The 12,579-nt window shown below is 62.8% G+C and carries 14 protein-coding genes; 11 read left to right on the top strand and 3 right to left on the bottom strand.

The genetic code is table 11. From position 1 onward, the window contains the following. Nucleotides 1–7 precede the first annotated feature (7 nt). Together ACO06J_RS07445 and ACO06J_RS07440 are read right to left on the bottom strand one after the other, a co-directional pair. Complete coding sequence (locus ACO06J_RS07445) at nucleotides 8–526, bottom strand: hypothetical protein (RefSeq protein ID WP_421760071.1); 519 nt, start codon at nucleotides 524–526, stop codon at nucleotides 8–10. Beyond that, nucleotides 526–1,158 (bottom strand): OsmC family protein, encoded by a 633-nt coding sequence (locus ACO06J_RS07440; RefSeq protein WP_421760070.1) that lies wholly within the window; start codon nucleotides 1,156–1,158, stop codon nucleotides 526–528. Before ACO06J_RS07440 ends, ACO06J_RS07445 begins: the two co-directional genes overlap by 1 nt. Before the next feature lie 90 nt (nucleotides 1,159–1,248). On the opposite strand from ACO06J_RS07440, the gene ACO06J_RS07435 reads away from it, so the two are divergent. The 6 genes from ACO06J_RS07435 to ACO06J_RS07410 are packed head-to-tail and all read left to right on the top strand — an operon-like array spanning nucleotide 1,249 to nucleotide 6,976. Then, a complete protein-coding gene (locus ACO06J_RS07435) occupies nucleotides 1,249–2,772 on the top strand; it encodes an ABC transporter substrate-binding protein (protein WP_421760069.1) in 1,524 nt (507 codons plus the stop codon). A gap of 42 nt (nucleotides 2,773–2,814) precedes the next feature. After that, nucleotides 2,815–3,768: an ABC transporter permease gene (locus ACO06J_RS07430; RefSeq protein WP_421762465.1), complete on the top strand. Its 954-nt coding sequence runs from the start codon at nucleotides 2,815–2,817 to the stop codon at nucleotides 3,766–3,768. Beyond that, nucleotides 3,765–4,625 carry an ABC transporter permease gene (locus ACO06J_RS07425; protein WP_421760068.1) on the top strand — a complete coding sequence of 287 codons (861 nt, stop codon included), beginning with the start codon at nucleotides 3,765–3,767 and terminating at the stop codon, nucleotides 4,623–4,625. Before ACO06J_RS07430 ends, ACO06J_RS07425 begins: the two co-directional genes overlap by 4 nt. Next, nucleotides 4,622–5,422 (top strand): ATP-binding cassette domain-containing protein, encoded by an 801-nt coding sequence (locus tag ACO06J_RS07420; RefSeq protein WP_421760067.1) that lies wholly within the window; start codon nucleotides 4,622–4,624, stop codon nucleotides 5,420–5,422. The genes ACO06J_RS07425 and ACO06J_RS07420 overlap by 4 nt, the downstream gene beginning before the upstream one ends. Then, nucleotides 5,419–6,165: an ABC transporter ATP-binding protein gene (locus tag ACO06J_RS07415; protein ID WP_421760066.1), complete on the top strand. Its 747-nt coding sequence runs from the start codon at nucleotides 5,419–5,421 to the stop codon at nucleotides 6,163–6,165. Before ACO06J_RS07420 ends, ACO06J_RS07415 begins: the two co-directional genes overlap by 4 nt. 25 nt (nucleotides 6,166–6,190) lie before the next feature. Further along, nucleotides 6,191–6,976: a DUF1684 domain-containing protein gene (locus tag ACO06J_RS07410; RefSeq protein WP_421760065.1), complete on the top strand. Its 786-nt coding sequence runs from the start codon at nucleotides 6,191–6,193 to the stop codon at nucleotides 6,974–6,976. A gap of 3 nt (nucleotides 6,977–6,979) precedes the next feature. Here ACO06J_RS07410 and ACO06J_RS07405 read toward each other — a convergent pair whose 3' ends face one another. After that, nucleotides 6,980–7,534: a dihydrofolate reductase gene (locus tag ACO06J_RS07405; protein ID WP_421760064.1), complete on the bottom strand. Its 555-nt coding sequence runs from the start codon at nucleotides 7,532–7,534 to the stop codon at nucleotides 6,980–6,982. A gap of 118 nt (nucleotides 7,535–7,652) precedes the next feature. On the opposite strand from ACO06J_RS07405, the gene ACO06J_RS07400 reads away from it, so the two are divergent. From ACO06J_RS07400 to mgtE, 5 genes are all read left to right on the top strand, one after another. After that, nucleotides 7,653–8,306, top strand: coding sequence for a 5-oxoprolinase subunit B family protein (locus tag ACO06J_RS07400; RefSeq protein WP_421760062.1), 654 nt, complete (start codon nucleotides 7,653–7,655; stop codon nucleotides 8,304–8,306). A 65-nt stretch (nucleotides 8,307–8,371) separates the two neighbouring features. Continuing rightward, nucleotides 8,372–9,211, top strand: coding sequence for a biotin-dependent carboxyltransferase family protein (locus ACO06J_RS07395; RefSeq protein ID WP_421762464.1), 840 nt, complete (start codon nucleotides 8,372–8,374; stop codon nucleotides 9,209–9,211). Beyond that, nucleotides 9,208–9,951: a 5-oxoprolinase subunit PxpA gene (locus ACO06J_RS07390; RefSeq protein ID WP_421760061.1), complete on the top strand. Its 744-nt coding sequence runs from the start codon at nucleotides 9,208–9,210 to the stop codon at nucleotides 9,949–9,951. Before ACO06J_RS07395 ends, ACO06J_RS07390 begins: the two co-directional genes overlap by 4 nt. A gap of 57 nt (nucleotides 9,952–10,008) precedes the next feature. After that, nucleotides 10,009–10,911, top strand: a complete 903-nt coding sequence (locus ACO06J_RS07385; protein ID WP_421760060.1) for a bifunctional methylenetetrahydrofolate dehydrogenase/methenyltetrahydrofolate cyclohydrolase — start codon at nucleotides 10,009–10,011, stop codon at nucleotides 10,909–10,911. Between the two features lie 115 nt (nucleotides 10,912–11,026). Further along, nucleotides 11,027–12,442 (top strand): magnesium transporter, encoded by a 1,416-nt coding sequence (gene mgtE / locus ACO06J_RS07380; protein WP_421760059.1) that lies wholly within the window; start codon nucleotides 11,027–11,029, stop codon nucleotides 12,440–12,442. The last annotated feature ends 137 nt before the right edge of the window (nucleotides 12,443–12,579 follow it).

Here is a 12,579-nt window from a genome sequence, read left to right as displayed (position 1 = left end):
CCTGTTGCTACAGGTACTTCTGAAGTTCCGGATCGATGGTGGTCCCTACCGCGTCTGTGAAGACGTTTGTCGCCACCATCTGGCCCGCGAAGGCGATCAGATCGACCAGGGTCTTGGCAGGGTAGAGTGCCCGGAGTGCGCGCCAGTTGTCCTCGCCGATAGAGCGTGGATCATTCGCCAGAGCGGTCGCCACTGCGACCAGCAAGGTCTCTGTCGGATTGAGTTTCAGCACATCCGGGTTATCCCCGCCTTCGATCAGGGCGCGGCGCATGAAGCCGGTCCCGACGGGACTGCCGGATGCAACACAGATCGCATGGCAGAAGAGCCAGATCGCGCGATCGCCAAGGACCGGACGCAGTTCGTCGCGCAACGTGAACCACTCGCCATAGACGCGGAGTGCCGCTGGCGAGTGCAGCAGGGTGCGCTTCATGTTGGTCATGCGGCCGCGCAGACGCAGTTCTTCGTCATAGGCAGCCTGTTGCTCTGAAGTAGCTGCGGCGTAGTCGAGCTGCTCGATATTGGGCATCAGTGGTCCGCTCCCGGCGTGACATCACGCACTGTGGCGCCTTGCTCGAAGGTATTGCCGACCGTGCAGATGCGGTGCGCCTCGGCGATCAACTCAGCGCGTTCCTCAGCGGAAAAATCACCCGCAATCTGGAAGCTGCAGTCGAACGCCGCCACACGCGAGGGCAAGTCGTGCGCCTTTTCGTGATAGACTTCGACTTCGACCGTGTCCAGCCGGTCTACCCAGCCGAACTTGCGGGCGGCGATGCGAACGCTTAGCACGAGGCAACCGGAAAGCGCCGCATCCATAAATTCGAGCGGCGTAAATCCTGCATCGCTGGCAAGGTTGGCGAGTTGTGCGCCCGCCCCGGATTTAGCCAATACAGAGCCTTGCTCCGCTTTTGGCAGAGTGGCCTTAACCGCGGTGGGACGGGTTACTAGAGTGACCATCAGGATGCTTTCATATTCGGTTTCGAGGGGTAAAGCCGAGGGCGGAAATGGGTCGTTATGTGGCCGGCCGCAAGCCGAGAAGAGTTGAAAACGAGTAGCCAGAACGGGTTTATCAAAAGCGGCTAGGATTGAAGCTATCGGTTTCGCGTTTCCTCCCCAATTTGGAATGTGCGCGCCCGCTTGTGAGTGGGCTTTGCCCTGCACGCCGGATATCTGTTGTGCCGCTTCGCAGGGGTGGTGTAGGGCTCGATGCCCGGTAGAGCGCCCAGGAAGCTCATGTACCAGGAGCTATAAATGACGAAATTCAATTTGATCGGCGGACTTACTCGCCGCCAGTTCGGCACTCGCGCGCTTGTTGCTTCCGCAGCGATGGTGGCCATGCTGGCGGTGAGCCCGGCCGTGCTGGCGCAGGCGACCGCCGTCATCGAAATCGGATCGCTCTACGAGCCGCAGAACCTCGACAATACGGCGGGCGCCGGGCAGGGCATCAACGAAGCCTTCAACGGCAACGTCTACGAGGCGTTGTTCACGCTGACCGACAAAGGCACGGTTGAGAAGGGTCTCGCCGCTGACTACACGGTAAGCGACGACGGCCTGGTCTACACTTTCAAGCTGCAGCCCGGCGTCACCTTCCATTCCGGCGACCCGTTGACCGCCGCCGACGTCAAGTACAGCATTGAACGCGTCACGGCCGAGACGTCCAAGAGCTCGCGCAAGAAGAGCCTCTCCACGATCACCAAGATCGAAACGCCGGATGACCAGACCGTTGTGATTACGCTGTCCGAGCGCTCGATCTCGCTTCCCTACAACTTGAGCTACGTCTGGATCGTCAACGACGCAGCCAAGAGCCTGACTGACGCAGAAGACGGTACCGGCCCCTACAAGCTGGGCGAATGGCGCCGCGGCTCGTCGCTGGCGCTCGACCTCGCCCCCAAGTACTGGGGCGCCGCCCCGACCAATGGCAGTGTGGTGTTCAACTATTTCACCGACGCTACCGCGCTCAACAACGCGCTCCTCACAGGTGCTGTCGATATCATCACTTCGGTCCAGAGCCCTGATGCCCTGAGCCAGTTCAAGGACAATGCCGGCTTCACTGTCACCAACGGCCAGTCGACGACCAAGGAAGTACTGGCCTTCAACGACCGCGTGGCGCCGTTCGACAACCTCAAGGTGCGCAAGGCGATCGCGCGCTCCGTGGACAAGAAGAAGCTGCTGCAGTCGATCTGGGGTGACTATGGCACGCTGATCGGCTCGTTCGTGCCGCCGACCGATCCCTGGTACGTCGACCTGACGAGCGTAGACCCATATGACCCCGAGAGCGCTAAGGCGCTGTTGGCCGAGGCTGGCTTCGCCAATGGCTTCACCTTCACGCTCGACACGCCCGACTACGATCCGCATCCGGTCGTCGCGGAATTCCTGAAGAGCGAGTTGGCCAAGGTTGGTGTGACGGTCGACATCAAGATCATCACTGCCAATGAATGGTACACAAAAGTCTATCAGGCCAAGGATTTCCAGGCGACGCTGCAGGAACACGTGAACCACCGCGATATCGTGTTCTACGGTAACCCGGACTTCTACTGGGGCTACAACAACCCGCAGGTGGTGAACCTGATCAAGCAGTCTGAATCGGCTGCAACGATTGATGACCAGAACGCCAAGCTGACGGAAGCCAACAAGCTGATCGCTGAAGACGCAGCGAGCGGCTGGCTGTATCTCTATCCGCAGATCGTGGTCTCGGCCTCAAATGTCTCGGGCTATCCGGTCAATGGCCTGAACTCGCAGTTCTATGCGGCCAACATCGTAAAAGCTGCAAAGTAAGCTCTGGCGAGCCGACGAAAGGATCCGCATATTCTTCGCTACATCCTTCGTCGGCTCGTCATCCTCCTGATATCGCTGCTGTTTGCGGCCGTGGTGCTCTTCGTCCTGCTCCGTCTCTTGCCCGGGGACCCTGCCAATGCGCTGGTTGGGGTAGGGGCCACTCCAGAGCAGATCGCGGCTGCGCGACAGCAGGTCGGGTCAGACCTGCCGCTGGCCAGCCAGTTCATAAGTTTCGTCAGCAGCATGGCTCGATTCGAGCTCGGCAACTCGTTCGTCAGCAAGGCGCCGGTGGCTGGTGAAATCCTCGATCGGCTGACTGTGACAGTGCCGCTGACCCTGCTGGCCTTTACCCTCGCCCTTGTTCTTGCCGTGCCGTTGGGCATCGTGGCAGCGGTGCGCGCCGACCGCTGGTATGGAGTGGTGATCTCCACGGTCTCTCAGCTTGGGATCGCCATCCCTGTATTCTGGGTAGGCATCCTTCTCGTCACGGTCTTCGCCATCAACCTCAAGCTCTTTCCCTCGGGCGGCTTTCCGCGGCAGGGCTGGGCCGATCCAATGGATGCGCTGCGAGATCTGGCGCTCCCGGTGCTCACGGTGGGCATCGTCATGGCATCGTCGGTGTTGCGTTATGTCCGTTCCGCAACCCAGGACGTGCTTGACAGCGACTACCTCCGGACGGCGCGCGCACTGGGCTCTGGACACCTTGAGGCCCTAGTGCGCCACGGTATTCGCAACGGCGCCGTTCCGGTGATTTCCATTCTCGGGATCGAGTTGGCATCTACCTTTCTCGGCGCCGTGGTCGTCGAGAAGGTGTTCGCGTTGCCCGGGCTTGGGTCGATGCTGTTGCTCGCCATCTCGCAACGCGACTATCCCAATGTACAGGGGGTGCTGTTCACCTCGACGCTGTTGGTGCTGCTGATCGGTTTTGCGGCCGACGTCATCCAACGACTGATTGATCCACGCCTCCGCGACCGCAGCACCGGAGGCGCTTCATGACCGCGCCTGGCACGGATTTGGCAAAGCGCGTCGCTGCGTGGCCTAAGCGCTCCTGGACGTTCTGGATCGGACTCATCCTGGTCGGCATCAATGTGATCGCGGCGTTGCTGACCCTGGTGTGGACACCATATGACCCATCTAGCACCGTCGGCGGTCGCCTCGAGGCCCCGTCCTGGGTGCACTTGGTGGGGACGGACAGGCTGGGGCGGGATCTCTTCACCCAGATCATGATCGGCTCGCGCATCGCGCTGATGGTCGGTGCCGGGGCAGTCGCAATCGGCGCAGCCATTGGAGTGACGCTGGGCGTTCTGGCGGCGTTTGCGACCAAATGGCTGGATGACGCGCTTGCCGCCGCGCTCGACATCCTGATCGCCTTCCCGACGCTGCTTCTTGCCATGCTGGTGGTTGCAGCGAGCGACACGGCGACTCTGTGGTCAGCAATCCTGGCGCTCGGGCTGGCCCTGTCTGCCATCGTCGGGCGGCTGACGCGTATTCTCGCAAAACGCGTGCTGAGGATGGATTACATAACTGCCGCTAGGACGTCCGGCACGTCGTGGCCGATGATCGTCTTCATCCACGTGCTGCCCAATATCTGGCCGACGCTTTTGGTGAGCTTCGCCCTGCAATTCGGGCTCGCGGCCATTGCCGAGGCCTCGTTATCCTACCTCGGCCTGGGCGCCCCGCCGCCCAACGCCTCCTGGGGGCGTCTGCTGCAGGAGGCGCAGAGCACTATGTATACGGCGCCATTTGGGGCGATTGCACCCGGCCTGGCGCTGCTGCTGCTGGTGATCGGCATCAATTTGACCGCGGATGGGTTGCGCGACATCGTCGATCCGACCCGCAGGGGGCGGCGATGACACTGCTCTCGGTCGAAGGGCTGACCATCAGCGCTGGCGCGTCGCCGCTCGTCTCGAACCTCTCGTTCAGTGTCGCACCGGGCGGGCGCATGGGACTCATCGGAGAATCAGGGTCGGGTAAGTCCCTGACTGCGCTGGCCATTACGGGGCTCCTGCCACGCACCATGCGAGTCAGTGGTTCGATTGTGTTGGGCGGACATCAGGTTGTTGGTGCTGGTGAAAAGACCCTCGCGCGGCAGCGTGGGGTGAGCAGTGCCGTGATCTTCCAGGAGCCGATGACGGCGCTGGACCCGCTGATGCGGCTGGGCCGTCAGGTCGAGGAGCCGTTGCGGCGGCGATATCGTCGGCAGGGGCTCGAGCTGCAGACAGTCGAGCGCGATTTGCTCGAACTGCTGGAGCGCGTGGCGCTGCCGAATCCGGAACGGATCGCGCGGGCCTATCCGCATGAGGTTTCCGGCGGACAGCGGCAGCGCGTGGCGATTGCCATGGCGCTGGCTTGCCGCCCTCAACTGCTGATTGCGGACGAGCCGACGACAGCGCTTGATGTCACGACGCAGGCCGAAGTGCTTCTGCTGCTGGACGAGTTGGTGCGTGATTTAGGCATGGCTTTGCTGTTCATAAGTCACGACTTAGCTGTGGTTGGCAGCGTGGTCGACGAGGTGACAGTGCTGCGCCAGGGCGTGGCTGTCGAGCAGGGGCCGGTCAGCCAGATTTTGCATCATCCGGCGCACCCTTACACCCAGACCCTCGTTCATGCGGCGCGGGCGTTCGACGATGCATTGCGGGGGGCGCGGTGAACCTGTTCGAGCTCGACCATGTGAGCTTCGGCTATGCGCGTAATCGGCTGGTGCTGAATGATGTGTCGCTGAGCATCGCGCGCGGCCGAAATCTTGGCATCGTCGGAGAATCCGGGTCAGGCAAGACCACGCTGCTGCGCCTGCTGCTGGGGCTGGAACGTCCTACCGCCGGCACCATCCGTTTTGGCGACGCGATCCTCGATTCCACGGATCGTCGGTTCATGCGTGGATACCGCCGATCGGTGCAGGCGGTGTTCCAGGATCCCTATTCATCGCTCGACCCGCGACAGAAGGTGAGGGACATCGTCGCTGAGCCGCTGCGGTCGCTCCGTATCAATCGGCCGCACCTGGAGGCTGTGCGCGAAGCCTTTTTGTCGGTGGGCCTGACCGAGGATGCGATGGAGCGCTATCCGCACGAGTTTTCCGGTGGACAGCGTCAGCGTATTGCCATCGCGCGCGCGATCGTCGCCCGGCCGGAGCTTGTGCTGGCGGACGAGGCCGTGAGTGCGCTCGATCTTTCCACCCGCGTCACGATCGTCGAACTACTGCGGGCATTGGCCCAGGACATGACCCTGTTGCTGGTCTCCCACGATTTGGGGGTGGTCGCCGCGCTTTGCGAGGATATCGTCATTCTCGAACGTGGGCGAATTGTCGAAAGCGGTCGGACACTAGATGTCCTCGATGCGCCGCAGCACCGGTATACCAAAGCGCTGATTGCCAGCGTTCCCCGCATGCCCGCCTGAGCGGCGGTCCTATTGGCAGGTCGAGATGAGCACTGACTACGAGACGAGCATCACCGAGTGGCATGGCAAGCGCTTCGCGCACCTGACGGCAGGGGACGGCTGGCTGAACGTGATCGGCCGGTTCTGGCTTGACGACGGGTCGGTGACTATCGGCTCGGCCGCCGACAATGACCTGATCTTGCCTGCCGGGCCCGCTCATCTCGGCACCGTGACGCAGGAGCCCGCACTGGTGCTTTTCGAACCGGCCGACCCAGCCCAGGCGTCGGTATCGTTGGTTCCGAATCCTGCGAGCCCTCCGAAGTTCTCGTTCGGCAGCCTGCGCTTCGAGGTCACCACCATGGACGGTCGCAATGCCCTGCGTATCCGCGATATCGATGCACCCGAACGCCTGAACTTTCCGGGGCTCGACTATTTTGCGACTGACCCCAACTGGCGCATCACGGCCGAATGGAGCCGGCTCGCGGCGCCAGAGGAACTGGGGATCGATACCGTTGCGGGCGTCGCGACCACCGTGCAGGTCACTCATTTGGCGGCATTCACCCATGACGGCGTGCGCTACGAATTGCTGCCGACGCACGGTACGGCCGAGAAGCCGCAATTCGTCATCCGTGACCTGACATCGAGAGCCGAAACCTATGGTGCGGCGCGGTTTGTCTATGGCGAGGACCTGACTGAGAACTCGATCGTGCTCGACTTCAACAAGGCGTTCAACCCGCCCTGTGCGTTCACTGACCATGCGGTCTGCCCCTTGCCGCCACCGCAGAACGTGCTGCCGTTCCGGATCGAGGCCGGGGAGAAGCGGCCGAACTAGCCCCTACGGGGGCTGGGGCCGGATCCACTGCGTCTGGACGACGCCGCGGTCAATGGTCTCCATGTCCCGCGCCACGAGGCCTTGGCCCGGCAACACGAAACGGGGATGTCCCTTGGTAAAGCAGGGGATGCCATCAGGCAGCGACAGGCCGCGGACTTCCGACAGCACGAAGCGATCATAGAGCGGCAGGAAGTGGTCGAAAGTTCCGGTTCCGCCCGTCACTGCCACCGTCCCCTGGTCGATCCCTAGATGCGCGAGCACATGGTCGATTTGCATGCCCGCAGGGTTCCAGAAGGTGGCAAGAGGATCATTGGGATCAGCAACCAAGTCGGGTACCGAGCGGGTTAGCACCAGCCGGCGGCGGCCAGGATTGGGGTGGCGGGCATGGCCGATGCGCCCGAGAACGACCAGCGCGGATCGAGCCAGCGCTGCCTGGAAGAGCGTCCAGTCGGCCTCGCTGCTTAGAGCCGAAGGCATCGAGCCGTCGGCTTCGGCGATCATGCCGTCCACCGAGACGATCGCGTGGCCTTCATAGCTGATGAGAGTTTGGCGCGGCATGCTTGGGGCGAACTCCGGGTGGATGTCTCGTACCGATCCGGAAGGCTTCGGCCAACACAAAATCCGCTGTTCAGCGCATCAAGCGATGCTAGATGATGGCGTCACTCTGTGAGGCCGGATGTCCGCAACCGAGATCATACCGCTGATTGTGCCGCTGGGGGATCGCGGACTACTCGTGCGCTTTGGTGACAGCCTGTCGAAGGCGGCCAACGACGCGGCGGTCAGCTTTGCCCGGACTGCCGAAGCTGCGGCGCTGCAAGGGGTTACTGAGGTAGTTGCAAATCTGGTGTCCGTGTTGCTCAACTACGCGCCGGAGAACGTGAGCTTTGACCGCCTTGCAGGAGAGGTGCGCTTGCTGGTCTCGGGGCCGGTAACGTTGGCGGGCGAGACGGCTCAACATCGGGTTCCGGCGCAGTTCGATGGTGAGGATATCGCAGAGGTCGCACTAAGCCTGGGGCTCACTGCTGCGGCGTTCATCGAAGCGCACAACTCGGCGCCGCTGAAGGTACTGGCGACCGGGTTTGCGCCCGGCTTCCTCTATTGCGGGTTCCACCCCAAGCCTCTGCATGTGCCGCGCCGCGCCGAAGTCCGCCGGCAGGTCCCGCCGGGGACCGTACTGTTCGCTGCGGGACAGACTGCGATCACATCGACACCCATTCCCACCGGTTGGCATGTGATCGGGCACACCGCCTTTCGCAACTTCACCCCAGGTGACCTGCCGCCCACAACCGTACGAGCCGGCGACGCGATCCAGTTCGAGGTGGCGTGGTGACTCCCACAATTCGGATAGAGCGGGCGGGACCGCTGGTGACGCTGCAGGATGCCGGGCGCCCGGGGATGCTTGCTCATGGAGTGAGTGCATCAGGGCCAATGGATAACGGTGCGTTCCGGCGGGCCGGCGACTGGCTCGGTGGGGCAGGGTCCACAGGCCTCGAGTTCACGCAGGCGGGGCTGGCGTTCAGGGTAGAACAGGGGCCGCTGGCGATTGCCGGTGACGGCGGTGACTTCTCAATCAGGATCAATGGTACAACCAAGCGCTGGCCGCTGCGGGTGGTGCTGAAGACGAGCGATATCGTCGACATCACACCGGGTCCGGCTGGCAACTACGGATATCTCCGCTTCGACCGGGAGGTCGACGTGCCCATGGTGATGGGGAGCCGGGCGACTAACTCCATTGCCGGACTTGGCGGCCTCGAAGGCAGGCCGCTGGCAGCGAACGGCCGGCTTAGCTTCGGCCCGCAGGTGCCTCGGACGCTGTCTGCCCACCCGAGCGCCAAGGCCCATGTGCAAGATGAGCCGCTACGGGTGATCTGGGGGCTGCATGCGGACCGGTTTCCGCAATCGGTTCGCGAGAGCTTTATTTCAGGCACCTTGAAAGTCTCGGCCAATCTCGACCGGATGGGCATTCGGCTCGAAGATCCGACTGCGATATTTGCCGCCTCGAGAGCGCTGTCGCTGGTCTCGGATGCGATCGTTCCGGGCGATATCCAGATCCTTGGGGAAGGTACGCCCATCATCCTGATGCGCGACCACCAGCCTACGGGCGGCTACCCCCGCATTGCCACTGTGATCACCGCCGATCTCGATCGGCTCGCCCAGATGCGCCCGGGCAGCGTGCTGAGGTTCGTGCCGGTGACGGTGGCCCATGCGCAGACCTTGTCCGGAGGCAAAGGATGACGACTCTCGACCTCAACGCAGACCTAGGTGAAGGCATCGGCGCGGATGACGCGCTGCTGCAGATCGTATCTTCCGCCTCGATCGCCTGCGGGGGGCATGCGGGCGACGAGACGACCATGCGGGTGGCTCTGCGCGGCGCCAAGGCGCGCGGCGTCGCGGTTGGTGCCCATCCCGGCTTTGCCGATCCTGAACACTTTGGCCGCCGGCGCCTGCTGCTGGAGCCCGAGGAACTCGATGCGCAGGTCCGGGGGCAAGTCAGCCGGTTCTGCGAACTGGCGCTGGAGGAGGGGGTGCCGGTTCGCTACGTCAAGCTTCACGGCGCGCTGGCGAACATGGCGGCCGAAGAGCCGGCAGTAGCCGCGGTTGCATTCACCGCGATTGCGGGCCTCGTACGCGATCTCTCAGTGCTTGCCATCGACCACAGCGCACAGGTCGAAGTCGCGTCCGCCTTCGGCTATCCCGTCATTCGTGAGGCTTATGCCGATCGGGCGTACCTGCCGAACGGGTTGCTGGTGCCGCGCGCGGAGCCGGGGGCGGTCCTGCACGACCCGGAAGCCATTGCCGAGCGGGCAGTCCGGCTGGCGCTGAAGAGCGAAATCGTCGCCATCGATGGCACTGTCATCGCGACCGAGGCGCAGTCGCTGTGCATCCACGGGGACACGGCGGAGGCGGTGGAGATTGCGCGCCGCGTCCGCACGGCTCTGGAAACCCGCGGCATCGTGGTGCGGGCACCCTACTGATGGTTGCGACTTGAGCCGATCTGTTCCATATCGGCGACGCCAAACCGAGGAGCCGACATGACCGCCAAGATCATCGACGGAAAAGCCTACGCTGAGGGCCTGCGCGCTAGAATCGCCGGCCACGTCGCACGCCTCAAGGCCGAGCATGGCATCACGCCCGGCCTCGCCGTAGTAATCGTCGGCCACGATCCGGCAAGCCAGGTTTACGTGACCAACAAGGCCAAGCAGACGGTCGAAGTAGGCATGCACTCGGAAAAATACGAACTGCCCGCCGATGCACCCGAGGCCGAGGTGCTGGCACTGATCGAAAAGCTCAACGCGGACCCCGCCATCCACGGCATCCTGGTGCAACTGCCGGTTCCCGATCATATCGGTCCCAACAAGATCATCGCGACCATCTCCTCGGACAAGGACGTCGACTGCTTCACCCCTGCAAGTGTCGGCAAGCTACAGATCGGCCTGCCGGGGCCGGTGTCGTGCACCCCGCTCGGCTGCCTGATGCTGTTGCGCGACACGCTGGGATCCCTTGCTGGGCTCAACGCGGTCATCGTGGGACGGTCAAATCTGGTCGGTAAGCCCATGGCGCAACTGCTGCTACGTGAAAACTGTACCGTGACCGTCGCGCACTCACGCACCCGAGACCTAGCGAGCGTTGTGCGTCAGGCTGACATTGTGGTTGCCGCCGTAGGCCGGGCGCAGATGATCAAGGGCGACTGGATCAAGCCTGGAGCAACGGTCATAGACGTGGGTATCAACCGCGTGCCAGCCCCCGAAAAGGGTGAGGGCAAAACCAGGTTGGTCGGCGATGTCGACTATGCTGGCGCCGCCGAGTTCGCCGCTGCGATCACGCCGGTACCCGGAGGAGTGGGGCCGATGACGATCGCCTGCCTGCTGGCCAACACGGTGACAACCGCATCTTTGATTAATGGGCTGGTTCCCCCCAGTGATCTGACCCCCTGATAGGACCTGGTGCGGTAACGCAAAAACGTTCTTCGGAACGCCGCTACGTCTGGCGCTTCGGACATCGATTGGCTACACCAGCCTACAACCCGAAGCGCCAGTCTGAGGGGTCTCCATGACCGAAGAATCCAGCATTGCAGACGGCGGCGACGCCCGGCTCGATCCAAACGCGTTTCGTGACGCCGACGATCACCTGAATCCGCTATGGATCGAACGCCTGCGCGAGCATCTGCTTGCCGGCGAAGAGCCCGACGTCGCCGACATGATGGAGCCCCTGCACGCCGCCGACGCGGGCGACGTGCTTGAGGCATTGGAAGCCGACGAACGCCTGAAGCTCGTCCAGATGCTGGGCGACAAGTTCGACTACGAGGCGCTGACCGAGGTCGACGAGAACGTCCGTTCCGACCTGATGGACGAACTGCCGACCGACGAGATCGCGCGCGGCGTGTCGACCCTCGATAGCGACGACGCCGTCTATATTCTCGAGGATTTCGATGTCGGAGACCGCGAGGAGATCCTTGCGCAATTGCCGGCCTTCGAGCGGCTGAGCCTGAAGCGTAGCCTCGATTTTCCTGAAGAATCCGCCGGGCGGCGGATGCAGACGGACTTCATCGCCATTCCGCCGTTCTGGACTGTCGGCCAGACCATCGACTATCTGCGGGGCGAAAAGGAACTGCCCGACGAGTTCTTCCAGCTCTATGTGGTTGACCCGAGCTACCGGGTTCTGGGGACCATCCCCCTCGACAAGTTTCTGCGCGCCAAGCGCCAGATGCACATCGAAGACCTGATGAACCGCGACCTTATGACGGTCGAAGCGACAGAGGACCAGGAAGAGGCGGCGCGCCATTTTGAGCGCTATGACTTGGTGGAAGTCGGCGTCATCGATGAAAACAAGCGCCTCGTCGGCGTGCTGACGGTCGACGACATCGTTGACGTCATTCACGAGGAGGCGACGGAAGACATCAAGCGCCTCGGCGGCGTGGGTGACGAAGAGCTGTCCGACAAGGTGCTGAGCACGGTGCGGAGCCGCGCGCCGTGGCTGTTCGTCAATCTCCTGACGGCTATTCTCGCCTCCTCGGTGATCGCCCTGTTTGATGCCACGATCGAGCAGATGGTGGCGCTCGCGGCTTTGATGCCGATGGTTGCCTCAATGGGGGGAAATGCCGGCACCCAGACCATGACGATCACGGTGCGCGCCCTCGCTACCCGCGATCTTGACCGTGGGCGCGTGCGCCGGCTGATCGCCAGAGAGATGACGGTCGGGCTGCTGAATGGCGGGATCTTTGCGGTAATGATCGGCGCGGTGACGGCCGCCCGCTATCTGAACCCCGGCCTGGGCGTCGTCATCGGCCTCGCCATGATCATCAACATGATTGCGGCGGGTACTGCTGGAATATTGATCCCATTGGCGCTCAACCGCTTCAAGATCGACCCTGCCATCGCCTCCTCGGTGTTTGTCACCACAGTAACCGATGTCGTTGGCTTCTTTGCCTTTTTAGGCATCGCCGCGATCTGGTTCCGCATGTTCTGAGCCGTCGTTAACCACACTCTTTCCACAACCCGACTGTGGCATCTGCGCCGCTTTACAAGACCGGGTTGGTCGGGTTAACGATTGGTTACCGTCGCATTTTCGTCATAGTTGACGATGTCGGCGGAAGAGGACGGACC

The sequence above is a fragment of the Devosia sp. genome (assembly GCF_965229025.1).
GTDB lineage: Bacteria > Pseudomonadota > Alphaproteobacteria > Rhizobiales > Devosiaceae > Devosia_A.
Note: the sequence above shows the minus strand (reverse complement) of the source record. Positions and strands in the feature narration are given on the sequence as shown.

Excerpts from the sequence above, each read along its gene's own strand:
- ACO06J_RS07445 (WP_421760071.1), bottom strand. The coding sequence starts at position 526 with ATGCCCAATATCGAGCAGCTCGACTACGCCGCAGCTACTTCAGAGCAA.
- ACO06J_RS07435 (WP_421760069.1), top strand. The coding sequence starts at position 1,249 with ATGACGAAATTCAATTTGATCGGCGGACTTACTCGCCGCCAGTTCGGC.
- ACO06J_RS07425 (WP_421760068.1), top strand. The coding sequence starts at position 3,765 with ATGACCGCGCCTGGCACGGATTTGGCAAAGCGCGTCGCTGCGTGGCCT.
- ACO06J_RS07420 (WP_421760067.1), top strand. The coding sequence starts at position 4,622 with ATGACACTGCTCTCGGTCGAAGGGCTGACCATCAGCGCTGGCGCGTCG.
- ACO06J_RS07410 (WP_421760065.1), top strand. The coding sequence starts at position 6,191 with ATGAGCACTGACTACGAGACGAGCATCACCGAGTGGCATGGCAAGCGC.
- ACO06J_RS07405 (WP_421760064.1), bottom strand. The coding sequence starts at position 7,534 with ATGCCGCGCCAAACTCTCATCAGCTATGAAGGCCACGCGATCGTCTCG.
- ACO06J_RS07400 (WP_421760062.1), top strand. The coding sequence starts at position 7,653 with ATGTCCGCAACCGAGATCATACCGCTGATTGTGCCGCTGGGGGATCGC.
- ACO06J_RS07395 (WP_421762464.1), top strand. The coding sequence starts at position 8,372 with ATGCTTGCTCATGGAGTGAGTGCATCAGGGCCAATGGATAACGGTGCG.
- ACO06J_RS07390 (WP_421760061.1), top strand. The coding sequence starts at position 9,208 with ATGACGACTCTCGACCTCAACGCAGACCTAGGTGAAGGCATCGGCGCG.
- ACO06J_RS07385 (WP_421760060.1), top strand. The coding sequence starts at position 10,009 with ATGACCGCCAAGATCATCGACGGAAAAGCCTACGCTGAGGGCCTGCGC.
- mgtE (WP_421760059.1), top strand. The coding sequence starts at position 11,027 with ATGACCGAAGAATCCAGCATTGCAGACGGCGGCGACGCCCGGCTCGAT.